27 protein-coding genes, 1 tRNA gene and 2 pseudogenes are annotated in these 25,329 nt (G+C 58.1%); 13 read left to right on the top strand and 17 right to left on the bottom strand.

The features are described from left to right. From rplT to infC, 3 genes are all read right to left on the bottom strand, one after another. Positions 1–232: 50S ribosomal protein L20 (rplT, locus tag ACPYOI_RS24975; protein ID WP_481423493.1), on the bottom strand; the 232-nt coding region annotated here is incomplete at its 3' end. Between the two features lie 39 nt (positions 233–271). After that, positions 272–475 (bottom strand): 50S ribosomal protein L35, encoded by a 204-nt coding sequence (rpmI, locus tag ACPYOI_RS24970; protein WP_004108077.1) that lies wholly within the window; start codon positions 473–475, stop codon positions 272–274. Positions 476–774: 299 nt separating this feature from the next. Beyond that, positions 775–1,311 (bottom strand): translation initiation factor IF-3, encoded by a 537-nt coding sequence (infC, locus tag ACPYOI_RS24965; RefSeq protein ID WP_168828734.1) that lies wholly within the window; start codon positions 1,309–1,311, stop codon positions 775–777. A 179-nt stretch (positions 1,312–1,490) separates the two neighbouring features. Between infC and ACPYOI_RS24960 the strand changes: the two genes are divergently transcribed. Both ACPYOI_RS24960 and ACPYOI_RS24955 read left to right on the top strand, forming a co-directional pair. Further along, on the top strand, positions 1,491–2,291 hold the full coding sequence (locus ACPYOI_RS24960; protein WP_481418102.1) for an alpha/beta hydrolase: 801 nt from the start codon (positions 1,491–1,493) through the stop codon (positions 2,289–2,291). A gap of 178 nt (positions 2,292–2,469) precedes the next feature. After that, positions 2,470–3,069, top strand: a complete 600-nt coding sequence (locus tag ACPYOI_RS24955; protein ID WP_481418103.1) for a transglutaminase-like cysteine peptidase — start codon at positions 2,470–2,472, stop codon at positions 3,067–3,069. Positions 3,070–3,159: 90 nt separating this feature from the next. Here ACPYOI_RS24955 and mbfA read toward each other — a convergent pair whose 3' ends face one another. Then, the gene (gene mbfA / locus ACPYOI_RS24950; protein WP_481418104.1) at positions 3,160–4,143 is read right to left on the bottom strand and encodes an iron exporter MbfA; all 984 of its coding nucleotides are present in this window, start codon (positions 4,141–4,143) and stop codon (positions 3,160–3,162) included. Between the two features lie 171 nt (positions 4,144–4,314). On the opposite strand from mbfA, the gene ACPYOI_RS24945 reads away from it, so the two are divergent. Continuing rightward, positions 4,315–4,782 carry a group III truncated hemoglobin gene (locus ACPYOI_RS24945; protein ID WP_481418105.1) on the top strand — a complete coding sequence of 156 codons (468 nt, stop codon included), beginning with the start codon at positions 4,315–4,317 and terminating at the stop codon, positions 4,780–4,782. A 1-nt stretch (position 4,783) separates the two neighbouring features. On the opposite strand, the gene ACPYOI_RS24940 is transcribed toward ACPYOI_RS24945, so the two are convergent. The 5 genes from ACPYOI_RS24940 to ACPYOI_RS24920 all read right to left on the bottom strand — a co-directional run bounded on the left by ACPYOI_RS24940 (position 4,784) and on the right by ACPYOI_RS24920 (position 8,566). After that, complete coding sequence (locus ACPYOI_RS24940; protein ID WP_481418106.1) at positions 4,784–5,695, bottom strand: EamA family transporter; 912 nt, start codon at positions 5,693–5,695, stop codon at positions 4,784–4,786. Between the two features lie 100 nt (positions 5,696–5,795). Beyond that, complete coding sequence (recX, locus tag ACPYOI_RS24935) at positions 5,796–6,350, bottom strand: recombination regulator RecX (RefSeq protein ID WP_481418107.1); 555 nt, start codon at positions 6,348–6,350, stop codon at positions 5,796–5,798. A 15-nt stretch (positions 6,351–6,365) separates the two neighbouring features. After that, positions 6,366–7,391 (bottom strand): histone deacetylase family protein, encoded by a 1,026-nt coding sequence (locus ACPYOI_RS24930; protein ID WP_481418108.1) that lies wholly within the window; start codon positions 7,389–7,391, stop codon positions 6,366–6,368. A gap of 63 nt (positions 7,392–7,454) precedes the next feature. Further along, entirely contained in the window at positions 7,455–7,976 is a 522-nt protein-coding gene (locus tag ACPYOI_RS24925; RefSeq protein WP_481423492.1) for an N-acetyltransferase family protein, read from the bottom strand. A 20-nt stretch (positions 7,977–7,996) separates the two neighbouring features. Beyond that, positions 7,997–8,566 (bottom strand): helix-turn-helix domain-containing protein, encoded by a 570-nt coding sequence (locus tag ACPYOI_RS24920; protein WP_481418126.1) that lies wholly within the window; start codon positions 8,564–8,566, stop codon positions 7,997–7,999. Positions 8,567–8,719: 153 nt separating this feature from the next. On the opposite strand from ACPYOI_RS24920, the gene lepA reads away from it, so the two are divergent. Genes lepA through ACPYOI_RS24905 form a run of 3 tightly spaced genes read left to right on the top strand, consistent with a single transcriptional unit; the run spans position 8,720 to position 11,137 of the window. Then, positions 8,720–10,552, top strand: a complete 1,833-nt coding sequence (lepA, locus tag ACPYOI_RS24915) for a translation elongation factor 4 (RefSeq protein WP_168827965.1) — start codon at positions 8,720–8,722, stop codon at positions 10,550–10,552. 55 nt (positions 10,553–10,607) lie between these two features. Further along, on the top strand, positions 10,608–10,838 hold the full coding sequence (locus tag ACPYOI_RS24910; protein WP_481418110.1) for a type II toxin-antitoxin system CcdA family antitoxin: 231 nt from the start codon (positions 10,608–10,610) through the stop codon (positions 10,836–10,838). Further along, on the top strand, positions 10,838–11,137 hold the full coding sequence (locus ACPYOI_RS24905) for a CcdB family protein (protein WP_481418111.1): 300 nt from the start codon (positions 10,838–10,840) through the stop codon (positions 11,135–11,137). Before ACPYOI_RS24910 ends, ACPYOI_RS24905 begins: the two co-directional genes overlap by 1 nt. A 3-nt stretch (positions 11,138–11,140) precedes the next feature. Here the strand turns inward: ACPYOI_RS24905 and ACPYOI_RS24900 are convergent, their stop codons facing one another. The 3 genes and pseudogenes from ACPYOI_RS24900 to ACPYOI_RS24890 form a co-directional block, all read right to left on the bottom strand. Further along, positions 11,141–11,596 carry a GFA family protein gene (locus ACPYOI_RS24900; protein ID WP_481418112.1) on the bottom strand — a complete coding sequence of 152 codons (456 nt, stop codon included), beginning with the start codon at positions 11,594–11,596 and terminating at the stop codon, positions 11,141–11,143. A gap of 155 nt (positions 11,597–11,751) precedes the next feature. After that, a complete protein-coding gene (locus ACPYOI_RS24895) occupies positions 11,752–12,435 on the bottom strand; it encodes a methyl-accepting chemotaxis protein (protein WP_481423491.1) in 684 nt (227 codons plus the stop codon). 427 nt (positions 12,436–12,862) lie between these two features. Next, positions 12,863–13,504, bottom strand: a pseudogene (locus tag ACPYOI_RS24890) (CHASE3 domain-containing protein); the annotation flags it as partial. A 398-nt stretch (positions 13,505–13,902) separates the two neighbouring features. Here ACPYOI_RS24890 and ACPYOI_RS24885 point away from each other — a divergent pair. Then, positions 13,903–14,196, top strand: a complete 294-nt coding sequence (locus tag ACPYOI_RS24885; RefSeq protein WP_168827960.1) for an Rdx family protein — start codon at positions 13,903–13,905, stop codon at positions 14,194–14,196. A 3-nt stretch (positions 14,197–14,199) separates the two neighbouring features. Here ACPYOI_RS24885 and ACPYOI_RS24880 read toward each other — a convergent pair whose 3' ends face one another. Beyond that, a complete protein-coding gene (locus ACPYOI_RS24880; RefSeq protein ID WP_481418114.1) occupies positions 14,200–14,625 on the bottom strand; it encodes a BA14K family protein in 426 nt (141 codons plus the stop codon). Between the two features lie 205 nt (positions 14,626–14,830). Between ACPYOI_RS24880 and ACPYOI_RS24875 the strand changes: the two genes are divergently transcribed. The 4 genes from ACPYOI_RS24875 (at position 14,831) to ACPYOI_RS24860 (ending at position 19,090) form a co-directional block, all read left to right on the top strand. Continuing rightward, positions 14,831–14,915, top strand: a tRNA-Leu gene (locus tag ACPYOI_RS24875). A gap of 110 nt (positions 14,916–15,025) precedes the next feature. Next, complete coding sequence (locus tag ACPYOI_RS24870; RefSeq protein ID WP_481423490.1) at positions 15,026–16,678, top strand: tyrosine-type recombinase/integrase; 1,653 nt, start codon at positions 15,026–15,028, stop codon at positions 16,676–16,678. A gap of 1,076 nt (positions 16,679–17,754) precedes the next feature. Beyond that, positions 17,755–18,537, top strand: coding sequence for an HNH endonuclease (locus tag ACPYOI_RS24865; protein WP_481423489.1), 783 nt, complete (start codon positions 17,755–17,757; stop codon positions 18,535–18,537). Positions 18,538–18,586: 49 nt separating this feature from the next. Continuing rightward, positions 18,587–19,090: a hypothetical protein gene (locus ACPYOI_RS24860; protein WP_481423488.1), complete on the top strand. Its 504-nt coding sequence runs from the start codon at positions 18,587–18,589 to the stop codon at positions 19,088–19,090. A gap of 288 nt (positions 19,091–19,378) precedes the next feature. On the opposite strand, the gene ACPYOI_RS24855 is transcribed toward ACPYOI_RS24860, so the two are convergent. The 3 genes from ACPYOI_RS24855 to ACPYOI_RS24845 form a co-directional block, all read right to left on the bottom strand. Further along, entirely contained in the window at positions 19,379–20,599 is a 1,221-nt protein-coding gene (locus ACPYOI_RS24855) for a hypothetical protein (RefSeq protein WP_481423487.1), read from the bottom strand. Between the two features lie 192 nt (positions 20,600–20,791). After that, the gene (locus tag ACPYOI_RS24850) at positions 20,792–21,334 is read right to left on the bottom strand and encodes a hypothetical protein (protein ID WP_481423486.1); all 543 of its coding nucleotides are present in this window, start codon (positions 21,332–21,334) and stop codon (positions 20,792–20,794) included. A 165-nt stretch (positions 21,335–21,499) separates the two neighbouring features. Beyond that, complete coding sequence (locus ACPYOI_RS24845; RefSeq protein ID WP_481423485.1) at positions 21,500–22,066, bottom strand: hypothetical protein; 567 nt, start codon at positions 22,064–22,066, stop codon at positions 21,500–21,502. Positions 22,067–23,580: 1,514 nt separating this feature from the next. On the opposite strand from ACPYOI_RS24845, the gene ACPYOI_RS24840 reads away from it, so the two are divergent. Then, a complete protein-coding gene (locus ACPYOI_RS24840) occupies positions 23,581–24,348 on the top strand; it encodes a hypothetical protein (protein ID WP_481423484.1) in 768 nt (255 codons plus the stop codon). Here ACPYOI_RS24840 and ACPYOI_RS24835 read toward each other — a convergent pair. Next, positions 24,281–24,856: a recombinase family protein gene (locus tag ACPYOI_RS24835; RefSeq protein WP_481423483.1), complete on the bottom strand. Its 576-nt coding sequence runs from the start codon at positions 24,854–24,856 to the stop codon at positions 24,281–24,283. The two genes, ACPYOI_RS24840 and ACPYOI_RS24835, sit on opposite strands and share 68 nt — an antisense overlap. A gap of 175 nt (positions 24,857–25,031) precedes the next feature. Here ACPYOI_RS24835 and ACPYOI_RS24830 point away from each other — a divergent pair. Further along, a pseudogene (locus ACPYOI_RS24830) lies at positions 25,032–25,281 on the top strand (hypothetical protein). Positions 25,282–25,329 lie beyond the last annotated feature (48 nt).

Raw genomic sequence — 25,329 nt, 5'->3', positions numbered from 1 at the left:
GGCCGTAGGTCAGGCCGAATTCGCGGACGGCAGCGTTGATGCGCTGGATCCAGAGAGCGCGGAAGTTGCGCTTGTTAATCTTGCGGTCGCGGTAAGCGTACTGCTTGGAACGATCGACAGCGGCCTTCGCGGCGCGGATGGTGTTCTTGCGGCGGCCGTAGAAGCCCTTAGCGGCCTTCAAAACCTTCTTGTGCTTGGCGTGGGCGGTGACGCCTCTTTTTACACGTGCCATTTCATGATCTCCTTAATCTAAAGCGTTCGCGGAATAGTCTTAGAGACCGTTCGGCAGGTAGTTCTTGACGACCTTGCGGCCATCGGGTTCTGCGAGAACCATCGTGCCACGTGCGTCGCGAATGAACTTGTTGGTACGCTTGATCATGCCATGGCGCTTGCCAGCAGCGGCAGCCTTGACCTTGCCGGTCGCGGTGATCTTGAACCGCTTCTTGGCAGAGGACTTCGTCTTCATCTTGGGCATTTTGCTACTCCGTTTCTGTCCTCCCTGCGCGCTTCTTCAAAAAAGCCCTCCTGCGATGTCCGGTCATCCGGCCGTCGCAACAAGGCGCGGGAGCGTTTGTTGTTGATCCGCGGCTCCGGTGACGAAACCGGTCCGCAAGCATTCGAAACTGCCACGGCATGCCCTGCCGGTCAGTTCGGACGCGCGCTTATACCCGCAGTGCCGTGAAAGTGCAACGGGGCGGGAAAGGAATCTTCGGCCTCACTGAAACACGAAAGCCGCCCTTGCGGACGGCTTTGATGTATCGACGAGGACCGCGCTCACTTCGGCGCGAGCACCATCATCATCTGGCGGCCTTCGAGCTTCGGTTCGGCCTCGACCTTGGCAAATTCGGTCGTATCGGCCTTCACCTGCTGAAGCAGCTTCATGCCGAGTTCCTGGTGGGCCATTTCGCGGCCGCGGAACTTCAGCGTCACCTTCACCTTATCGCCGTCCTCGAAGAAGCGACCCATCGCCTTCATCTTCACCTCATAGTCATGGGTGTCGATGTTCGGACGCATCTTGATTTCTTTGACTTCGACAATCTTCTGCTTCTTGCGCGCCTCGGCGGCCTTTTTCTGGTTGGCATATTTCAGCTTGCCCAGATCAAGGATCTTGCACACAGGCGGTTCGGCGTTGGGAGAAATTTCCACGAGGTCCAGGCCGGCTTCTTCAGCCATTCTCAGGGCCTGATCGGTGGGCACCACGCCCAAATTCTGTCCTTCAGCATCAATCAACTGAACCTTAGGAATACGGATTTCCCGGTTCGAACGCGGCCCTTCCTTCACGGGCGCGTCGGTTTTAAAAGGTCTGCGAATGGTCGTACTCTCCTCGAGTTGTTTCGGATTGCTGCAGTTTCGCACTCCCGTCGGGGGGCACAAACAAGGTCTTGTTATTGCTGCAACGGAGTCATTAACACGCTTTAGCGGAAAAATCACCTGCTGTCAGCCTGTCAAGAATCTGTTTTATAGGCGCAAAGCAACAGGAGTTTCCGCATATGTCTGAAGCAAGTTCCACAACCGAGCCGCAGTTCCTGGCGGTGGGCGAAGGCGATGCTGAGCGGAAGATTGCTTTCATCATCCGGGAGGCGACGTCGAACAATCCGGGCACGACCTTCGTCTGGCTCTCCGGCTACCGGTCGGACATGAGTGGCACGAAGGCGGTCGAGCTCGATCGGCTGGCGGGCGAACTTGGACTCGCCTGCATTCGTCTCGACTATTCGGGCCACGGACTTTCCGGGGGCAAATTCACCGACGGAACGATCTCACGCTGGCTGGAAGAGGCAGTCGCCGTCATCCTGCATGCAAAGCCGGAGAGCATCATCGTCGTCGGCTCCTCGATGGGTGGTTGGATCGCCCTGCGGTTGGCGCAGGAACTCGCAAAATTGCAGAATGCGCCGAGGCTTGACGGCATGGTCCTGATTGCGCCGGCGCCTGATTTCACTTCTGAACTCATCGAGCCGCACCTCAAAAAGAAGGACCGCGCGTCGCTCGCCGAGCGAGGCTATTTCGAAGAAAAGTCCGAATACAGCCCGGAACCGAACGTCTATACCCGTGCGCTGCTCGAGGACGGCCGTGAGAACCGGGTTCTGACCGGGATCATCGAAACAGGCTGCCCCGTTCATATTCTGCAGGGAATGAAAGACGCGGACGTCCCCCACTCTCACGCTCTGAAGCTGACCGAACACCTGCCCGCCGATGATGTCGTGCTGACCTTCATTCGCGACGGCGACCACCGGCTTTCCCGGCCGCAGGATATTGAGCAGATGCTGTCCGCGGTCAAAGGCCTTATTCGTTAACCCAAAATCCCCATCAGCCGCTTCAACAAGCGCTTCGAAGTTGAATATAGGCCGCAAACTCCGGTTTGTGTGCCATTTTAACCATGTCAATGAGTCGCACGATCCTAAGGATTGACACCTCAAGCCCCCGTCCGTTAACTCTTTGTTAAGAATTAAAGGGCGATGCAAGGAATAGGGCGTGCGGATCAAGGGTTACCTGGTGGCCATGATGGCCACCTTTGCGATGTCTTCGGCCGCCTTACCGGCCCCAACCAAAAATCTCTCGATGGTCACCGGCGGCGCCACCTCGCAGCCCATCGGCCATTATGATTTCTGCCAGGTACACCGTGCTGAATGCGGCGCCGACCGCAATGCGGCGCCGATGGAAATGACTGATGCCAAGTGGGCTCTCGTCCGCTCCGTCAATTCTACCGTCAACAACACCATCACCCCGATGACCGACAAGGAAATCTACGGCAAGGACGAAGTCTGGGCCTATCCGACAACGGCGGGCGACTGTGAAGACTTCGCCCTCTTGAAGCGCCGCATCCTGATTCAGCGCGGCTTTGAGCCGGCGAACCTTCTGATGACCGTGGTGCGCAAGCCGGATGGCGAAGGTCACGCCGTGCTGACGCTGCGCACGGGCGAAGGCGACTTCCTCCTCGACAATCTCGCTTCGACTGTGAAGCCCTGGTTCGATGCGCCCTATTCCTTCGTCAAGCGCCAGTCGAGCTACAATGCCGGCCGCTGGGTAACCATCGAAAACGGCCGCGACGTTCTGGTCGGCGCTCTGCGATAGGAAATCTCGTTATTCGAATGGAAAAGGCCGGCTCGATGCCGGCCTTTTTGTTTGAGGCGTTACTCCTGGGTGTCCTGGGAAAGACTGCGCTCACCCATTGCCGATCAGGATGCCGGCAGCGAGCACCAAACCGCCGCCTACCACCACCTGGAAGGCAGCGCGCAGGAATGGCGTTTCCATATATCTGTTCTGGATGAAAGCGATCGCCCACAGTTCGAAGAAGACGATGACGGCTGCCGTGATCGTCGCGGTCCAGAATTGTGGAATGAGATAGGGCAGCGCATGACCGAGACCCCCAAGCGCGGTCATGACGCCGCAAGCGAGACCGCGCTTGATGGGCGAGCCACGGCCTGAAATCTTGCCGTCGTCATGTGCAGCCTCCGTGAAACCCATGGAAATACCCGCGCCTACCGAGGCTGAGAGGCCAACCAGGAAGGTCTGCCACGTGTCCTGCGTCGCAAAGGCGGCCGCGAAGATCGGAGCCAGTGTCGAGACGGAACCATCCATCAGCCCCGCAAGACCGGGCTGCACATAAGTGAGCACGAATTGCCGCCGCGCGGTTTCGTCTTCCGCATGCTTGACGTCCTCCGGCGTATGTTTGTCGCCGAGCATTTTGGCAATGTCTTCATGGCCTTGTTCAGCAAGCGCCAGATCGCCGAGCAACTGGCGCGTCGAGGCGTCCGAGGTCTGCTTTGCCGCCTCGACATAGAAGCGATAGGCCTGCTCCTCCATCGCTTCGGTTTCCTGCCGCATGGCTTCCAGCGACTGGTTGGCGCGCAGCCAATCCGGTTTGCGGTCATAGAAGCCGTCGACATGGTCGCGGCGAATGAGCGGAATGCGCTCGCCAAAGCGCTGCCGATGGAGCTCGATCAACGACTTGCGATGCGTGTCTTCGACCTCCGCCATGTCCTCGAAAACTTTGGCCGAAGCGGGATACGCCGCCTTCAACTGGTCGGCGTAGGCGAGATAGATGCGGGCGTCGTCCTCTTCAGATGCGATTGCGAGCGCCAGGATTTCCTGCTCCGACAATGACTTGAATGAACGTTTGGATGACCTGAAAAACCGGGGCAGCATGACGAAACTCCATTTTAGAATAATTCTAAATCTAAAGAGCGCGCTGCAAGGCGTCAAGGACACTGGCAGCTGATGTAACAGATTGCTGCGAGACGAATTGCCCCTTTGGCCTGAAGCAGCGGATGCCTATATGAGGGTCTGCCGTAAGAGGCGGCGAAGCCGGGGTTAGATATGGATCATGAACTACAGGGACGGGCGGCGCATGTCGCCGCAATCCGCGAGCGCGCGGAAGCGGACATGAAAGCCATGGGAATCGACCACGCCTTCATCGACAGGCTGGTTGAGACCTTTTACGGCCGTGTTCTTGCGCATCCTGAACTCGGTCCGGTTTTCGATGCGAGGCTCGCCGGCCGCTGGCCGGAGCATATGGCGAAGATGAAGAGTTTCTGGTCGTCGGTCGCCTTCCGCAGCGGCGCCTACGGCGGCAAGCCGGTCCAGGCGCATCTCGGCGTCGCCAACATCACACCAGGGCTCTTCCCGCAGTGGCTGGAGCTATTCGCCGCAACCCTCGACGATATTGCCCCCAATGGCGAGGCAAAGGCGTGGTTCATGGCAACGGCGGAACGCATCGCCAAAAGCCTGACGCTATCGCTGTTCTACAACCCGGCACTCGACGATCCGGCGCGCAAGCCCGTTTAAGTCAAGCTTTTTCCGCCGAGAAGGTCGCACCTGCGCTTGCCGCAACCACGAGAGCGGTGCCGAGTATCTGCAACAGCGTCATGGCCTGCGCCAGGATGAGGAAGCCCGCGAGCGCGCCGATGGCCGGTTCCAGGCTCATGAGGATGCCGAAGGAGGCCGTCGTCATCCGCCTGAGCGCGATCATTTCCAACGTGTATGGCAGGAGCGGAACCAGGATCGCCAGGCCCGCCATTTCGATAAGGCCGTAGCCATCAAGATTCGGGACCGCGCCGGCAAAACCGAAAGGAGTTGCCACGACCGCTGCGACGATCAGCGAAATCGAGAGGCCTTCCAGCCCCTTGAACGCCGCTCCGACTTTCTTCGTCAACAGGATATAGCAGGCCCAGCCTGTGCCGGCACCAAAGGCGAAGAGCACACCCGGCAGATTGCCTACCCATTCCTCTCCATCATAGGCAAGGAAGAGAACGCCCGCCGCGGCGATCACCGGCCACACAAGGCGGCGGGTCAGGCCGTAACCGAATGTCGCGAGCGAAAGCGGGCCGAGGAAATCGATCGCGACCGCAAGCCCCAACGGAATCCGCTCGATCGCGGCGAAAAAGGATATGGTCATCAGCGCCGTCGTCGTGCCGAGGACCAATGCGCCGACCCACTGCTCGCGGCTGTAGCGGAGCAGCGGCGGACGGACGACGATCGCGAGGATGACGGCCGCGAAAGCAAGCCGCAACCAGGACGCGCCGGCAGCTCCGTAAGTCGCGATCGCGCCAGAGGAGAATGCCGCGCCGAACTGAACGGACGACATCGACAGCAGGCACATCAGCGCGCCGCCGGCAACACCGCCGGACAATGCGGGTGCCGCTGCAGTCAGCGCCGCAGCACTTGCGTTCGCCACTGGTTCGCACGTCTTCTGGTCCATTTGCCCGCTCCGAAATTTGCGCCATTGATATGGTCGCAACACCAAAGCGGCAAATGCAAACTTCTGATCCGGGCATAAGCAACCTTGATGACGGAAGACGCTAAAGCGCCCGCCTGGCTTCGAGCACCTCATCCGCTTCGTCGAGGCTCATGTCAAAGACCTTCTTGCCGATTTCGAAGCTGAAGCCGTTCCGGGCGAAGGCTGAGAGCTCCTTGGCCTTTCGCTTCTCATCGAGCTCGCCGCGCCGATACGGCCCAAACGCCCGTTTACGCGCAAAGACGACGGCGGCGAACAGGTCGTCGGCATGCTCGAGTGCGGTCTCGACGATATCGCTTGCCACTCCCTTCAGGGAGAGTTTCTGGGCAATAAGCCGTTTCGACTTGCCGCCACGCACGGCCGAGCGGGTACTCACCGCCGCGTAAGCCACATCGTCAAGAGCCTGCTGATCGTAAGCGAATTTGACAGCCGAGTCGGCAAGCGCTTTCAGCTGCGCCTGGCTGATGTCTTCGAACTTCTGCTTGGCCTTTCGCGTAATCGCATCGAAAAGCTGCTTTTCGGTCATCATGCGGCGTTCGAGACGATAGATCGTCGAGTTGCGTGCCCAGGAGAGCATGCGCTGCGTCGGAACGTCCGATTGCTGGATTTCGTCTTCCACTGTGAGAGCCAGCCTTTAAGCTTCCAGCCCCATCAGCACATTGGCGACATTGAGCCCGATTTCCGGCACGCCGTAGCCACCCTCCATGCAGGTCAGAACCGGGAGACCCGCCTCGGCAATCATTGTGCCCATGCGGGTGAAGTCGTCGGAATTCAGCCTGAAGAAGGAGATCGGATCGCGCTCGAACGTATCGACGCCGAGTGACACGACGATCGCTTCGGCGCCAAATGCCTTGATGCGGGACAGCGAATCCTGCAGCGCGGCCGCCCACTCGCTCCAGAGCGTGCCGCGCGGCAGCGGATAGTTGGCGTTGCAGCCTTCCCCTTCGCCCTCACCGGTCTCGTCGGCGTAGCCCCAGAAATAGGGAAAGGCATCGGCGGGCTCGCCGTGCAGCGAAGCGAAGAAGATATCGCCGCGGCGATAGGTAATGTCCTGCGTGCCGTTGCCGTGGTGGAAATCGACATCGAGGACCGCGACCTTCCGTGCACCCAGATCCAGCAGGCGTTGTGCCGCGACGGCGGCGTTGTTGATGAAGCAATAGCCGCCGAAAAGATCGATGCCTGCATGATGGCCGGGCGGGCGGCAAAGCGAGAAGGCGAAGCGATTGCCGGCATTCAGCCAGTCGGCGCCGGTGACCGCGCACTGCATCGAGGCGACCGCTGCCTGATAGGTGCCACCCGTAATCGCCGTCTCCGCCGCATTGGCATAGTAGCCAAGCAGCGCATCGATATCGTTCGGCACGCGCAAGGTCGAACGGCGAACAGGGAAGGATGCGGGGATTGCCTCACCCTCTGCGCCCGTCGCTTTCCACATGTCCCAAGCCTTGGACAGAAAATCGAGATAACCGGAATCATGTACTTTGAGAGCCGTTTCCAGACCATGCCGCTTAGGCGCCACCACGTCCGAAAAGCCGGCCTGCTTGACCGCTTCCAAGATCCACTCCGCGCGGAAAGGACCTTCGAACGGGGTCACCAGCTGGCCGTTATGGAGCTCGGTCTTCGCATCGCGCAGCTTGTGGTCCTCGGAATAGATAACGCGCATCGCGGTGCTCCCTGATTTGCTTTGTCCGGATAAGGCGTGGCGCGTCCGGTCCTTGTCAATGGCTTAGGCAGCGACCCGCTTGTAGAACAGCGTGGTCGCGCAATAGCCGCCCTCCGGCCACATCGCATAATCCGGGATGACCCCGGCCTTCTCCCACCCGAGGCGAGGATAGATCGCCTCCGCGTCGCTGCCGGTTGCCGTGTCGAGCACGAGCAGGTGTTTGCCGTGCCGTGCGGCTTCACGTTCGATCGCCTCCATCAACAGCCGCGCCAGGCCCTTTCCGCGCGCCGAACGATGCACGAGCAGTTTCTTCAAATCGCCGCGATGCGGTTGGTTCGGCATGGAGGCAAAGCCGACCTGTACCGTTCCAACGATCTTTCCGTCGACTTCTGCCACCGCCAGCAGATTGACGCCTGCCTCGACGGCTTCGGCGACGCTTCGCCAGTAAGGCTCCGCGTCCGCCGTCGCGTAAGGCTGCATGAAGCCGACGGACGCGCCGCCTTCCACGCAGTCGGCGAGTATCTCACACAGATCGGCAATTGCCGCGCGAGCCTCTTGTGCATCGAGAATACGAATGACGGTCATGATCTGCTCCTGAAATGAATTCAGCGGGTGCTGCGGTTCAGCACGACGCAATAGCGGGCCGGCTTGCTGGTGGGATTGTGGAAGACATGCCCCTCGCCGACCGGCATGAAGAGGCAATCTCCTGGAAAGAGATGGTGGACCATTTCGCCCGTGGTCATCTCCATCTCACCCTCGAACACCCAGACATGCTGCGTCATGCCGTGGCTTGCCGCATGCGGCGGAAAGCTGACGCGGCCGCCAGCCGGAAACTCGACCTCTACGATATCGACTTCGGAGGATGTTCCGGGCGGCGAGACGGAGCGGCGAACATAACCGGTTTCCGGATCGCGCCAGACCTGCTGCTCATGGCGCCTGGCGAGCGGGGAAGCTTCCCGCTCCTCCTCGGCGAAGAAGGCCGAAAGCGACAGCCCGAGCGCCGCACAGACCCGTGCGAGCAGCGAGGCCGTCGGGCTCGCTTCCGCCCGCTCGATGCGCGATATCATCGCCCGGCTCACGCCGGAGGCGCCGGCAAGGTCATCCAGCGTCAGGCCCTTCTCGATCCTGAGCTTGCGGATGCGGATTCCGATCGCCGCTTCGAGTTCCTGTTCCATCATCAGCCCTGTTTCTACTATACCTGTTTCTACTATAATAGAAATGCATAGTCCAATGATGGAATAAAGTCCAATGTTTCCGGCTGCGGAGCCGCGATCTATCGTAAACGAAACCCTGCTTTTCCGCTTTGCGGCAGGGGAAGGCGCTGCTATATGGCGCGCATGAGCACCAATCCCACAACTCCGCTTTCGCATATCCGCAATTTCTCGATCGTGGCCCACATCGACCACGGCAAATCGACGCTTGCCGACCGCCTGATCCAATCGACCGGCGGTCTTGCCGACCGCGAAATGTCCGAGCAGGTGCTGGACAACATGGAGATCGAGCGCGAGCGCGGTATCACCATCAAGGCGCAGACCGTTCGCCTGCACTACAAGGCGCAGAACGGCGAGACCTACATCCTGAACCTCATCGACACGCCCGGCCACGTCGACTTCGCCTACGAGGTCTCGCGTTCGCTGTCGGCCTGCGAGGGTTCGCTGCTCGTCGTCGATGCGTCGCAGGGCGTCGAAGCGCAGACGCTCGCCAACGTCTATCAGGCGATCGACAACAACCATGAGCTCGTCACCGTCCTCAACAAGATCGACCTGCCGGCGGCCGAGCCCGACCGTATCAAGGAGCAGATCGAGGAGGTGATCGGCATCGATGCCTCCGAAGCGGTGCTGATCTCGGCCAAGACCGGCCTCGGCATTCCCGATGTCCTCGAGGCGATCGTCCACAAGCTGCCGGCGCCGAAGAGCCCGGGCGGCGAAAAGGCGCCGCTGAAGGCGTTGCTCGTCGACAGTTGGTATGACACTTATCTCGGCGTCATGGTTCTCGTGCGCGTTATCGACGGCGTGCTGACCAAGGGCCAGACGATCCGCATGATGGGCACGGATGCCAAGTATCAGGTGGAGCGCGTCGGCGTGCTGACGCCGAAGATGGTCAATGTCGATTCACTCGGCCCAGGCGAGATCGGCTTCATCACCGCTTCGATCAAGGAAGTGGCCGATACCCGCGTCGGCGATACGATCACCGAAGACAAGCGCCCGACGGCGCAGGCCCTGCCGGGCTTCAAGCCGGCACAGCCGGTGGTTTTCTGCGGCCTCTTCCCGGTCGACGCCGCCGATTTCGAAGATCTGCGCGCCGCCATGGGCAAGCTTCGCCTCAACGACGCCTCGTTCTCCTTCGAGATGGAATCGTCGGCGGCTCTCGGCTTCGGCTTCCGCTGCGGCTTCCTTGGGCTTCTGCACCTCGAAATCATCCAGGAGCGCCTGGAGCGCGAATTCGACCTCGACCTGATCGCCACCGCGCCCTCGGTTGTCTACCAGCTGACGATGACGGATGGCAGCGAGCGCGAGCTGCACAATCCGGCCGACATGCCTGACGTCGTCAAGATCGCCGAGATCCGGGAGCCCTGGATCAAGGCGACGATCATGACGCCGGACGATTATCTCGGCGGCATCCTCAAGCTCTGTCAGGACCGCCGCGGCATCCAGACGGAACTCACCTATGTCGGCACGCGCGCCATGGTGACCTACGAGCTGCCGCTCAACGAAGTGGTCTTCGATTTCTACGACCGGCTGAAGTCGATCTCCAAGGGCTATGCCTCCTTCGACTATCACCTCGAAGGCTATCGCGAAGGCAACCTCGTCAAGCTGTCGATCCTCGTCAACGGCGAGCCTGTCGATGCGCTCTCCATGCTCGTCCACCGCGCGTCTGCTGAAAAGCGCGGCCGCGACATGTGCGAAAGGCTGAAGGAGCTGATCCCGAAGCACATGTTCAAGATCCCGATCCAGGCAGCGATCGGCGGCAACGTCATTGCCCGCGAGACCATCTCTGCCCTGCGCAAGGACGTGACGGCCAAGTGCTACGGCGGCGACGCCACCCGCAAGCGCAAACTTCTGGACAAGCAGAAGGAAGGCAAGAAGCGCATGCGCCAGTTCGGCAAGGTGGAGATTCCGCAGGAAGCGTTCATCGCCGCGCTGAAGATGGGGGATGAGTGATCCATTGCTTCTCCAGACTATGCGCATATAATTTGCGCATAGCTGGAGCATTGTCATGTCACAGTCTGCGCGGAAGGCCGCGAATCTTTCTCTTAATGCGGAGCTGGTTTCCTCCGCTCGGGAACTCAACATCAATATTTCCCGCGCCGCTGAGGAAGGCATTGCCCGTGCGGTTAAAGCCGAGCGCGAACGCCGGTGGCGGGAAGAGAACGACGAGGCGATACGCCTCGAAAATGAGTATGTCGAGAAACACGGATTGCCGTTCGCAAAATACAGGCAATTCTGATGACGCGGTTTATGGTCTACCGGTTGCGATCCGATGACCAGTTGGCCGTCGATCTACAGAGTACGACGCTGGAAAGCTTGCCCTCTCGTGTGATGGCTCCCCTTTACCCTATTCGCGAGATGTCCTGGTCCATTTCGCGCTTGAATCCGCGGTTCTCCATTGATGACGAGCCTTATGTCCTCGCCACACAAAGGATGGCCGCGATTCCGGTCGCCGAAATAGGGGACGCGGTTCTGAGCTTGGGAAGCGAGGCCAATCAGATCAGCGCAGCGCTGGATTTCCTGTTCCTGGGCTTGTAGGCCTTACGCCTGCTGCGCCATGTACTCCTTCACCAGCCCCTCATAGGCAGCCATTTCGGGCAGGGTTTCATAGCTATACACGGCGCCCGTTTCCGCAAACGGCAGCTTCTCCCGCGTCCAGGTCTCGATAAAGGGCGTGAACCAGCTCGCATCGTCCAGCATGGTCGGGCGCAGGTTGACGAACCAATCCATGCCCTCGGGCCGCGTAAACATCCAGCTCATACAATGCGGGCAGAAATAGTGCTTCGTCAGGCCGTGCAGCCCGCCGATGACGGGTTCGCCTCGCGTCACTTCGAAGCTTTCCGCAGGGATGGCAGCGCTCAGCGAATAGGCGCTGGACGACATTCTCTGGCAGCCGGTGCAATGGCACGCCATGGTCAGCAGCGGCCTTGCGCTGATCTTCAGCCTGACCCGGCCGCAACGGCAGCCGCCCTCCCAAGGCAGGTTATCTTTGCTCATTTTTTGATGCTCCCTTTCGCAACGGAATCTAGCGGAGCAAGGGACTCTGTCAAAGCAAGGTGGATGGTTTCACCAGTCGCCGCAAATGAAAACTCCATCCCTGCTGCGAAGCAGGAATGGAGTTTCTGGGAGCACCAATTTGTTCCGCTTCGCGCTTATGCCACGTGACGCAGCGGGACGGCATAGCGGTTTGTGGCCGAAGCGGTGCGGAAGCGTTCGACCTTGTGGGCAAGATCGTCGGTTTCGCGGGCGAGCGATTGGGCAGCGGTCGTGGTCTCCTGAACCATGGCAGCATTCTGCTGCGTGACCTTGTCCATCTGGTCGGCTGCAGCGGAAACTTCGCGCAGGCTCATTGCCTGATCGCGCGCCGAGCGGGCGATTTCGCCAACGACGCCGCTCATTTCAGCAACCTGCGAGACAATTTCCTGCAGCGAGGTGCCGGAATCAGTGACCAGCTTCACGCCTTCATCCACCTGACGGCTTGACGTCGAGATCAGGTCCTTGATCTCCTTGGCGGCCTCGGCAGAACGCTGGGCAAGGCCGCGAACTTCCTGGGCGACGACGGCAAAGCCTCTACCGGCTTCGCCGGCGCGTGCCGCTTCAACGCCGGCATTCAGCGCCAGGAGGTTCGTCTGGAAGGCGATCTCGTCGATCACACCGATGATCATGCCGATCTGATTGGACGACTGCTCGATCGCGGTCATCGCCTTGACTGCGCGTGCAACGATTTCGCCGCCCTTTTCCGCATTTTCCTGTGCGGTGGTCGCGGCACCCTGGGCGCGTCCCGCACCATTTGCGGGTATCGTCCACGCCGCGCGTGGCGTCCGAAAGTGCGGCAACCGTTTCCTCGAGGCTTGCGGCCTGCTGCTCGGTCCGGTGCGCCAGATCGTTGGAAGCGGCCGAAATCTGGGTCAGGCCTGAACGGATGGCGCCGATCGAGGCAACGACCGAACCGAGGATTTCCTCCATCGAGGTGACCGTCTGGTTGAACTTGTTGCGGATCGGCTCGATTTCCGGAGCGACGGCATCGTTCATGCGGATGGTCAGATCGCCCTGGGAAAGCGCATCGAAGCCCTGCTCGACCGCATGGACGAAGCTGCGCAGGTCTTCCGCCTTGGCACCGTCGATCGCGATCTGGCGTTCGCGCTGCGATTCCTGAGCCTGGCGGGCCGCCAGGGCTTCGGTTTCCAGACGCTTGTTTTCATGGGCTGCGTCCTTGAAGACCTGCACCGCGCGGGCCATTCCGCCGATCTCGTCAAGCCGGTCGGCATTGGCAAGCTCGATAGAGGTATCGCCGCCTGCAAGCTTCAGCATCAGGTCGGTCATTGCCGTGACCGGTTTGCCGATCATTCGCGTCAGCAGCAAGGCGAGCACGAGCGACGCAAGGATGAGGAAGCCGATGCCGAGTGCGAGCGTGATCTTCGTCGCGGTATTTGCAGCGGCAACTTCGGCGACGGCTTCTTCGGTCAGCTTCTTCTCGTGCTCGCGCAGATCATCAACGACCGCCTGCGCCGGATCCATATAGGTATCGGCTTCGTCCGACATGGCGAACTTAACGGCGTCATCGTGGGTCGCATCCTTGCTTGCCTTGGCAATGACGGGATCGAGAACGTTCTGGCGCCATTCGTTGACCTGGCCGACCATGTCGTCCATCTTTTTCGTGATCGCGGGATCATCTGCCGCCGTCTTCTTCACAGTCTCGATGTTTTCAAGAAGGCCGTTGTAGTGTTTCTGAATGCTGTCGACGTAATGGTCATCCTTGGTGATGAGCAGGCCGCGTACAGCGCTTTGAAGGCGTGCCAGCGACAGGCGAATGTCCGTCGTGGCACTCACGATGCGTCCATGCAATTCGCTTTGCTGCCCGACATCCTCGACGATACGAACATTCTTGTAAACGGCGGCGCCCATGCATGCGGCACCGATCACAAGAACGGCAAAGCCGAGAGTCAGCTTCTGGGCAATCTTTAGATCACTTATCCGTATCATTGAAAAAATCCCTTACCGAAACAGTATCTAAGCGCAATTGCGGCTCAACCCATTGTTGCAGGGGAGAATGAATATTGCCGGTAAAAAACCTGTTAAGCATGAAGGGCGCAATCCAGCTTGATTTTAGCTGGCTACCAGACGACTAACCCATGGGCCGCGCTCGTCTGTTGCATCAGCCATTCGGCATTCGCCTCGGCATGCCCGATGACGAGGATTGGGGTATCAGCGATTCGGATTCCGTTCGGGTGAGTAGTGCGGCCGATCGCGATTGCGCGAGATGCGGCGAGGTCTTAAATCAGTCGAACGAAAGGAAATTTCCGATGTCTGAGAAAGCCCGTGTGACGATCCTCTACTGCACCCAATGCAACTGGCTGCTGCGCGCCGGCTGGATGGCGCAGGAGCTGTTGCAGACCTTTTCTGACAGTCTCGGCGAAGTAGCGCTCATCCCGGGCACCGGCGGCAATTTCGAAATCCGCGTCAATGGCGAGCTCATCTGGGAGCGCAAGCGAGACGGCGGGTTCCCCGGCCCCAAGGAGCTCAAGCAGCGCGTGCGCGATATCATTGAACCCGGCCGCGACCTCGGCCATACCGACCGGGCCTCGCCGGAAAGCTGACGCCTAGTCAAAGGGCGAATTGCAGGTCTTGTACCAGCCCTGGTAGGTCACGAAGCGATCGGTCTTCGGATTGTACGTCCGGTACTGATTCCGGCACCATTCGACGTGCTTGCTGCGATCGGCGGTGGGGCGGATCCGCTGGACCGGCGGTGGATCACCGTAGGTAAGCCGTGGCTGGGCCTGCGCGCGTGGCTGATAATAAGTCGGCCCTCTTGCCTCCGGCGGGCGATAGTTCGGCTGGATATAGGCAGGGCGGTGCCACTGCTGGGGCCCGAAGCCGAAGCAGCCGCGGTAGTCGCAATAGGTCGATTGCACATTGATGATCGCAGGATTGCGCAACTGAAGCGGTGCGAGCGGCGGTGCGGCGCTGGCCGCAAGCGGCAGGAGACCAATGGCAAGGCCGAAGACAATCGTTCGACGGGTGGACATCGCTGATTCCTTTCTGATCCTTCCGATGTAGGACTGCGCGCGCAGCAGAGCATACACGACCGGCACAAACTTGTTCAGTTCTGTGTGATCCTGCTGGGCGGGACCGGCCCTAGCACGGGATATCTGCTGTTTTTCACAGACTGTCAGGAAAACTTCAAAATGTCAGTTGACAGCAAAGAGCCACCCCCTTACATGGCTCTCCGTCGCCCAGATGGCGGAATTGGTAGACGCGCAGGTTTCAGGTACCTGTGCCGCGAGGCGTGGAGGTTCGAGTCCTCTTCTGGGCACCATTCCATTTTGATCGCTAGCCAGATCAAATGTTTAAGCCTTTCCAAGAAGATGCGCATTGAGTACCTTGTAACAAAGGTCTGTAACAATGCGCCTACGATTGGTAAGCCCGATGACCCCGAAAGGCTCCTCAAACGCCCACTTTACGAAGCGGATACCGGCCGACATTAAGTCTCAGCTGGTAGGAAAAACGCTGCTCGTTCCGGTGGGTGATTCGACGGTGTCCTTCACTGTTACCACTAGTACGCAAAGCGTACGTTTTTCGCTCCGCACCTCAGACCCCACGACTGCTCGGATCAGGCAAGCTCAAGCTCTCGCCTACGTGGAAGAGTTTTTTGCCAAGGTCCGGTTAGGGACGCCGATAGACCTCACAGCACGGCAAGTTGCTAGCCTCGCCGGGGAGCTTCACGCATCTTGGGCACAGGACAGCGACACCTCCCTGCGGCTCACCGTGACGCCAGAGACCGGAACTGTAGACACGGACCACCTCACGGACCCTGAGCTTGTGATGGAATGGGACCGAATAGAGCAAGAGCTTGCCGAGCGGGCGTCCACGGACCCAACATTCTTCGATCAGCCATCGGGAGGCCAGAATCTAGACCAACTCGCCGAACGCATGGGCAGGCTCAAGGGCATCCCTTCACTATCCGAGCGGTCGATTGCACGGCTCACAGCCAAGATCCCCCAGGCAGTTGCCGACGGTATGAAGACGGCGGCCAGGAAGCTTGCTCCCGATGCCAAGCTGTCCGGCTATCCACGCTGGGAAAGCTCTCAGCAGACCGCTACGCCAGCGCGGACGGCCACCGTCTCTCTCATGGGTCTTGTTGCGCTGTGGTGGAATGAAGCCAAAGCTGTGGGCAAGTCCGAGAGCACACGGGAGAGCTACACGAACACCTTTAAGGCATTCAGCGCTTTCTTAAAGCACGATGATGCCGCACGAGTGACGCCGGAGGATGTGGTGGCTTATAAAGACCACAGGCTTACCACGCCCAACCCGAAGACCGGCAAACCAGTGTCAGCCAAAACCGTAAAGGCTAGCGATCTGACGGCCTTCAAGTCCGTCTTTGATTGGGCCGTCGCGAACCGCAAGCTTGCCTCGAATCCGGCTACCGGCATCGGCCTGAAGCTGGGCAAAAAGGTAAAGGTGAGGGAACGGGACTTCACACAGGCGGAGGCTAGAGCACTGCTATTGGCAGCCAATAAAGTTCTTGTCGGGAAGGCCAAGCCCAATCAGACCGATTTGGCCAAACGGTGGGTCCCTTGGCTCTGTGCTTACACGGGTGCCCGAGTTGGTGAGCTGGTGCAGCTCCGCAAGGAAGACTTCGGCCAAGACGCTTCCACGGGTGCGTGGATCATGACGCTTACGCCAGAGGCTGGCACCGTGAAGGGCAAGGAGTTCCGCGAGGTGCCGCTGCATGCCCACCTCATCGAAATGGGCTTCATGGAGTTCGTTGGAAAAGCACAGAGCGGCTACCTCTTCATGACCATCAAACCTGGCAAATCGTTTCCGGGTGTCTGGCAAAGCAAGAAGAACCGACTGGCAGAGTTTGCCCGCGAGTATGTGAAGGACCCCAACGTTGCCCCCAACCACGGCTGGCGACACACCTTCAAGAGTCTCGGCTTCGAGGCGGGCGTACAGGAAAAGGTTCTGGATGCAATATGCGGGCACGCACCGGCTAGCATAGGGCGAGCATACGGTAGTGTAAGCCTGAAGACGAAGTTGGATGCCATGGTGCTCTTCCCGCGCTTCAAATTGGAAGACTGAGAACAGGCACCGTTTGGGCAGGCGTACGGGTCTCGTCAACTTCCACAGCTTCCGCCGCTGGTTCATCACCAAGGCAGAGCAGGCAGGACAGCCCGAAAGCACCATCGCGACGGTCGGGCATGACTTTTGGAGTCTACTCTGGTGGCCCATTGCTGGAGCAGGCGAGAGCTTGCGTAGAGGCCGTGAAGCTTGCTCGCCTGAGGGAGGATGGCGGCTGAGATTTTCCCGATATCAGGCAGCAAGAGCCGTCAATGCCTGCTTGCGGGCCCAAAGCGGACGTTGCGTTTATTGATTTTTTACTTCGCCAAGGTTGTAAGTACCATCGAAATCCGGAAGAAAAGGAGGATCATCAAGGAACAAGCAATTTGCCAATAGGTCCGCTCCCCCTCATCTTTTTATTAGTAGCCGGTTACTTCTACTGTCGTGGCCTAATTTTGAGACGCAATGATCGGCCAACGAATGTGTTTTCGACTTTTGGGTCGGGTGTATTCATTGCCGCGTTTTCATTTTATGTGATCACGCCCGCCTCCGCGCTAACCCTTTTCCTCGCTCAAATCATCTTCGTCATTCTTTTGGGCCTAATGTTGAAGCTGGCCTTCGAAAGGAGCCACGAGCAAGGGCCATTTCTGTACACTCCCCCCAAAGACCGCCGGAAAGAGCTTTACGGGTTTTCTATCATCAGTCCCTTCTTCTTGTTCGCAATGGACTACTTGCCTTTCGTGGTGAATGAGACGAGATGCAACTACCGCTGCGTGGTCTTGAATTTTCTCATTGGCCGCGACGAGAATTTTCAACTGTTTTACATAGCCTGCCTGTGCGGGTTTTGGTGCATCGCGCTTCCGTTGGTTATTGCTGTGCAATTGCTCCGACGACAGCCACTGCAATAGCGGCAAGAGCTGCGCTGATGTCCACACATGGCACATAGTTGCCAATCGCTGTACGGCTGGTGGCATTGATACCCAAGCCCCGATTTTCCGATCCCATGGCACATTTCCGGCTGAAATGACGTGGCGGTAATCTCCACGAAAGATGAATGCGTGTAACCTGCGGGACCTAAACTTCCGATAGGTGACCAGGTGAGCGACGATATTAAAGCTGGAGGGTGGACAGACGCCGAACTCAGGGCGTGCGTGGTGGCTTACCGTGAAATGCAACTCGCTGAAAGTCGCGGCGAGAGGGTAAATAAAACCGCAAAACGTAACGAGGTCTTAGCGGGTGCATTGTCGCATCGATCCGGTCCGTCTTACGAATTCCGAATTTCGAACGTTTCAGCGGTGCTCGATGACTTGGGCTTACCACTCCTGAGTGGCTACCAGCCGCGCCGAAACGTCGGTGCCAGCATCACTGCGAAGCTGATTGCGATGATCAACGAGGTTTGGGAGAGGCAAGAGGTTCCTGAACCCCCCACAGCAGATCCAGACAGCCTTGCCGTCAGGGTGAGATCGGCAAAAGCCAAAATGGCTCACAGCATTGATAACACTCCGCCACCGATAAACCCACAAAGCGGCGTCAAGGTTTATGGCACCTCTCAGCGCTTCATTCGTGATCCGAATGTGATTGCGTGGGTGCTCGTGAACGCGAAGGGACATTGCGAGTCCTGCGAGACGCCAGCGCCCTTCCTTCGCGAGGACGGGGAGCCATATCTCGAAGTCCATCATGTTCGACCACTGGGCGAAGGAGGTCCAGACAGCGTGGATAACGCTATCGCAGTTTGTCCGAGCTGCCATCGACGCTTCCATCATGGGGCAGACAGAGGCAAGTTTAGACGAGCAGCACTGCGAGCAATCAGTCGTCTTGTCGATTACCCTGAGCTTCTCAAAGCAACACAAGACTTGCCTCGCGTTGTAGAGGGTGGGTAGCGAAGATGATGCCTGCCGCAATGAGCCCGCTACAACCCAGGAGGACAGCTTGGAAGAGCTAGGCGAAAGAGAAAAACAGGTAGCGCTGCACATCGTGAGGACAGCCACGCCGTCTCAGAATGCAGCGTTGAGGAGCTGGATTGTTGAGCTTCTCACTATCCGAAACTCAAGCGCCAGCGCGGTGTCCAAGGCTAAGCAAGCTCTCCGGGCAACGATCAAAAGCGAAATCATCTGGCCCCTCGTCAAAATGATAGCTAAGCAGATCAAGAAGGTGGGATGGGATGATAGACCCACTTCTCAACGATTTGGCATCGGGGGAATGGCTGTCGGAATTGCTTTCTTCGGTGGCCACGGTGCCGGGATTGCCGCGCTAGGGACGGCTGTCGGGGTGCCGCTTTGGGTCGTGCTCGGTGCAGGCTCGATGTTTGCAAAGCATTTGTACGCTGAGCTGGTCAAGACCGCCGTGCCCCCTGAGGCCGAGCATAATGATGAAGATGAGGCAGCTGAAGACGGGTACAAGACCATCGATTTGAAACGCGTAGACCACCCCTAGGGAATAAGCCGGAATGTCCTCCGGGGGAGGCGCTGTGACGCTGGCCTTGCGGACGAGCTTCATGACTCCCTGACGGGGCATGCCGGGAACGGCAGCGTGGGCCGGAGCTACGGCGCGGGGTTCAGACTGAAGGCGCTGCATGACGACATGGGGCGTATAGCCGTATCAGGATCTGTTGTCGCAGTGCCGGGCAGAAGGGGGAAGCCGAACGCTGAGCATCTAGGGGCCACCATGCTCACCTAGGGGACTGTAGGTGATTGATATCCACCAATGACAGCACCTAGTGCTCTATGGGGAGAACATAGTGCTCCATAGGGGGAAGTTATTTTCCTGCGGTCTTTCAATGGGTTTTTCAGCGACAACAAGAGGTCGCCCGACATGCTTTGCACTGACTTCCTCCATGATGCGTGCAGCTTTTTGCTTTTGGCTGACAGGCACCATGATGCCGTCATGCATCGGAAGCGCTGGCACGCCGTCCCGAGAGAGGCGCAAGAGCACGCCTACTAGAATGTCGCTCTCCATCGCCATTAGCCTAAAGCCAATGTTGGTGTCGAACAGATGGGCGATAGCTGGATGATGGGCAGCGGCAGCGGCCTTGAATTTCGCCATATCCCACCCCTCGGGTAACAGCTCTTTGCTACCGACAGGTAAGCGTGCAGCTGCCTTGATGCGAAAGAAGAGAGAGACAATGAGCGACTTGACCACCTTACGATGGTTCTCCAGACCGGCGATAGCATAGTGGTCACCTAGCGGCGGCTCCCGGTCCACGGAGCTGTAGGCTAACTGTATGAACATTGAAGAGAAATCGAGGTCAGCCACGGACTCTTGATTGATGCTCAGAAGGTAGCGCTGGCTCTTGGGGAGGTCTTGCCATATCCCTCCGTAAAGCCGCCCGTGTCGATCAAAGCTGGGTCTCAGGGAGGTGTCGTCGTGCTGAAATTTCCGAACGAGGTAGCTTGCCGGAAGCAGCTTTTTGTCAAAGGCGATGTTGGTCGTAGCCAGCATCTCATTGATTGCGGCCATCTCCTGGCGAAGCTTGATTGTCCGCTCTGTGTCGGAATAATCTATCTCCTCCTTACCCTGCGGTCCATGCCGGTTCGTCCATAGCTCAATGGTCTCGCGGCCCGCGATTCTCCCGACGTCGCTGGGGGCAATGTCGCAACCTACTAGTAGAGCTCTGAGCTTCTCAGTATCTCGGACAATTGTGCGCTTCTGGCGAAATATCGCATCATCATGCTCAAGAAGGCTGAGCGCCTCCATGCCACTTACGACCGAACGCAGTATCAAAGTATTGAACGCCTTGGCGTCGTACCGGCTCGCTCGCCTGTTCTTCAGCGACACAGCAAGCCCGTCATGTTTGGCGGGACTCAACGCCATCAGCGCTAGGTTCGCCACCAACGCTTCAAGACATCTCTTGCGGCGTTCTACCGCATCGGAGCGGTGGCGTCGGCCTGCTGTTATTTCTGGCTGAGGCAGGGCGGCAAACAGTTGATCTACAAGGTTGCTCAACGCAGTAGATCGGGGCAATAGCCAGCCGTCAAAATGTAGGGCTCGGGAAACTTGCATGTGTGATAGCCAATCGAGCGCGACAACTGCGCCCCCCGTCTTCGTGTTCTTACATGGCGGGGGACGCAACTTTCTTGTGGCTGCTCTTGCGAAGTTATCTGTTCCACACGATCCGTTTTAGATCGTTCGCTTCGCTCACCTCAGAAACTTGTCTTCCGGTTCAGCCGTTGCCGCCTCAGCTGCATCTCTACGTGCGGCAGCGTCATCTCCAGCTTGAGCAAGGGTTTCCTTTTCGACCTCGGAAACAGGCGGACGGCTCATGACAGTCAGTCCACGAGACGCAGCAAGTTCATCCACCTGGCGGATAAATACATGCTCTTTCCTCAACTTGCCCTTCGGGTTTCGGTGATGGAGGGACCGCAAGTCTCCTGCGAAGGGCCAAGCCAGCGTGCTTTTCTCCTTGGCAATAAGGACCGCTGTGTGCCCCTCGGGGATTTGCGACAGCCCAGCAAGGGTACCAACGAAATAGCCGTCGTTGGAATGGCCATCGCTGAATTCTGGCGCTTCTCCAATATTGGTCCAAACAAGGTTCCCTTCGTGGTCTTCCACGCGCGTTATCCAAACATAAGCAGGAATGAAAACTCCCGCGTTTCTCCCTGCTACTGCAGTGTAAAGATTGAAGTCTGCCAAGATGGCTTCCTTTTCATAGTTGAAGTTGATTTCCAAAAGACGTGCCATGCCGCTCCCTGCCGCGTGCGGCGCGGTGGGTTGAGTAAGGGGTCACCTAGATGGGTAAGTACCGATGTAATCGCTGATGAGTGCGATTGCTCACTCGTGAGTCACGGCCACTTGTCGAAAGGAGAGCCGTTTTTCTAGCTTCTCCTTCCTATAGTGTGGTTATTTCTAAGCCTTTGATTTTCTTGATACCGGTTTTTCGTAGATTGGGATCAGTATATTAGCCGGGTCAGCTGCATTCATCTCCGCAATGCAATCCTCGTAGGTCTTGTAAAGCGGAAGAGCTGCAAGGCATTCATGCTGGATGTCGCTCATGTTTCCCGGGAGCTGCCATTCAGCGAAATGCCGTGTGTTCCCCCATTCCCCACCTGCTTGATTGGCGCGGATACGGAGAAACTTTCTGTTATAGTGTCGTCTGCAGAGTCCCTTGCGGGTGGCGATGGCTCCACAGCACCGCTTCTTAGGATCATCGGGCCAGTTGGTGTTCCGCTCCTTGACAATCGCCGGGCACTTGCCATCCCGTTTGGCGGCATATTGTTGTCGTGCGAGCAGGCGCTTGGCTTGTGCTCGTTGATCAGTCGTCGTGCCGCGAAACTCTGGGGCTCGCCCGCCGAGGGCCATGAGGTGCTCAATCGCGGCTTCGGAAGGCTTGAACTTGGTAGGCTGCTCGACCTGAAGGGAGCGTGCCGGGATGCTGATGTGGTTGTCCTCAACGGACGGCTTTTCGCTGTTCACAGTTTTCCACTAAGAGGTTTTCACGCTGGTTTGTTGTCAGTACGAATTTCGAAAAAGTTTCGCGGCAAATCCACTGCTTGTTGCGCGTAGCGGACTCGACCTGCCTTGACCTTCGCAAGTTCGGCGGCTTCGGTGGGCCCCACCGGGGCTCTTGGGGGTCGGAGACTAAGAGACCGTCCAATTGCGCCAGCCTCCTCCAAACCGCATGCTGATCGGCTGTGAGAACCTTACTAGGTTCGGCCAGCTCTGCATTCCAAGTGTCGACTAGGCTTTGCCAGAAGCCCGGGCTTCCGCTGATGATGTCGACCGGGGTTAAGTGGGTTGCCTCTCTCTCCCTGGCCAAGTGTTCCAAAGACATGATCATTCCGTGTGCATATAGCAGTTGGGTATTTCTGACTCTCCCCATTCCGTAAAATTCATGTGCCCAATCCGAGGCAACAAGTCTTGCCAGAAAAGCTCCCGCTCGGAAGCCATGATGGTCTGGAGACCCGCTATTTACTCCCGCATCGATATAGATTTTCCATTCAGGCATGCGTCGACTTTCCTCGTCGGGGCAGCGGTACATCCAATCGGTCTCTTATCGCGCTGGCGGTAGGTACGCGTCGAAGTGTCCGGGCTCGAAAAGTGCTGCGGGTTTTCCGAGTATTTCCAAATCGCAATATCTGCATTTCCTTTCGTTGAGTGTGGCGGGAGGCGTAATCCAATTTTAAGTAAAAATCAATCTTATTCGGCATATCTCCGCATTGTGCTAATATATTTCAGTCAATGTATAGGCTATTTCAAGGCAACCAAGGTAGGCAACAAGGGCACACATAGGCAACACTCAAGGAAGTACTTAAGGAAGATCCGGAGGCAACCCCTAAGGCAGAGCATTGAGTTGGCCCCCAGGGCATAAGGGAGGGCATATGGCGGCCCCCTTAAGGTGACCCACAAGGCGACCCATAAGGCGGGCGCGATGCCTGCCCCCAAGGCAGACCCCTGAGGCATACCTGTAGGACAGGGCATAGGAAGGTCCCTAAGGTAGACCCATGAGGTGGGCCCTAAGGCAGTCCCATGAGGCAGCCCACGAAACGGATATTGTACTTAGTAGGCTTGTAGTAATACTTGGTCAGTACCAACGCCGTAAGAAAGCTCGGACGCCTAGAAAGTGCCAAATCCATGGGCGACCACCTGCCACCTGCTCTCCCGGAGACCAAAGGGCCGCTGGCGCTCAATGTGCGCCCTAAAGGTGAGTATCGGTGTCTCTAATTCGCTTCGCCAAGCGGGACAGCGTGGAGGTCGAGACCCCATTGGCAGAAAACCCATCGCCACCTTGTTGGGCTAATGACCACGGTGGGTCCTGGTTGAAAGCAAAAAGCCCGCCAATGGTTTCACCCAAGGGAGAGTTTTTCTTTCGGTAATGCGGGAATGCCTACCAAGGCGCTGAGCGCTCTAGACATTGCCTTAGGGAGTTTCTGCGTGTACGAGCCGTGCAGCGTTTCTAGCTACACGAGCAACTCACCGGGAGGCCTGCTTTGTACGAAACCTTTGATATCTCAACGCGCATTACCCGCAGCGAGGACGATGAGGTCTTAAATTTCAAGATCACCTGCAAGCCTTTCAGTGATGAAGAGCAGCGCACGATTGACGCTCCGGTGGCTGAGCTCAAGGGTTTCGTACATTACTGCTTCTCACTGCCGGGAGCTGATGCCTTCGAAAGCTATGACGCGCGAAGCGGCCATTGCCTAGAAGCTCTCAATATCATGCGGAAAAAGCGCTCGATGATTAAGCGGCAGTTGCCCCACCTTGACTTCGACTTTCTGGAGCGGGTTATTCTCCTTGAGCGGGCGTGGGTCGATCCGTCTTTCCGGGGCAAAAGCCTGGCCCTCCGGCTAATGCGAGAGGCACAGCACATGTTTGCTCGCCCGCATGCATTCGCCATCTTAAAGGCCCACCCTGATCGTAGCGAGGAGGGAGAGAAGATCACGGACGCCCAGTGCAACCGCCTCGCCGAATACTATGGGGCTGACACGCAGCTGGGCTTTAAAGCACTCTCGAAGAAGGCAAAGGCTGGCTGGATGGTGGCTGAGTGGGAAGCACCTACGCGAGAGAGCCACAAAGACTTTCAATTCTGGTCTCCGGATGATGAGGCTCGCAGGTCCTGGTTGAAAGCAAAAGCCCGCCTATGGTTTCACCCAAGGGCGAGCTCTCTCCAGTATTACAGGAATGTGCTTCTCAGGCCGCTGTGTCCTCTGAGGCGCTTCCCAACGCCCGATACACAGTCGCCTTACTCAGGCCGGTAGACTTCATAATGTCCTTGATGAGAAGGCCCTCCGTCCGCATGCGGCGGATTTCAGAGACCACATCCTCCGTTGCCTGTGGCTTCCTGCCGAACCTTGTGCCGTCCTGTTTGGCCTTCGCAATGCCGTCCATCTGGCGCTCCGAGCGGATAGCCGTTTCGAACTCTGCGAAGACAGCCAGCATCTGCAACATGGCACGGCCAGCAGGCGAGCTTGTGTCAATGTCCTGGTCCAATACCTTGAAGCTTACCCCCTTGTTCTTCAGCTCGCTCACGATGTTGAGGAGGTCTGTAGCTGAGCGGGCTAGGCGGTCAATCTTGGTGATGACAAAGGTGTCACCCTTCCGAGCGAAGCGGAGGGCATCTTTGAGGGCAGGCCTATTGCTGTCCACGCCCGAGCGCTTCTCTTCAAAGATGTGGTCTGGTTCCACCCCCAGCGCCAGCATCTTGTCACGCTGCACCTCAAGGCTCTGGCCAACCGAAGAAACACGAATGTAAGCAACAAGGGTCATGTCTCAAATTCCTTAAGACGTTTCGATGCATGCGTTATGAGACACGTTTTGAGACACGTCAAGAGAACATCTCGCAAACTATACATTTTGAGACTAGTGCATTGCCTCCCGCCTTGGCATCCGCAGCCGAAGCGCCTAGAGACAAGCCCTGAAGCCAAATATGTGGAGTTGCCCCTTGGAAACTGTAGCGATTGACAACCGTAGCGACTTCGCATTGTGGGCTATTGAGCGAGCCAAGGCGATTGTGAGCGAGCCAAGGCGATTGTGAGCGAGCCAAGGCGATTGTGAGCGAGCAAGGAACAGCGTTGGCGTTGGCATCGCGGGACGGCACCGAGGAAGGCATCAGGGCAGCGGGCAATGCATTGGGGTCTGTTATTACCGAGGCTCTGCTTGAGGTCTTTGACGGATTGTTAGCTGAAGGGTGAGCCTGCCGCCCGCTGCCACAAAGCCAGGCTTAACGCACGGCATAGAGG

This window comes from Rhizobium sp. SVR5-2C, assembly GCF_056755115.1.
This window is presented reverse-complemented; position numbering and strand designations above follow the sequence as displayed.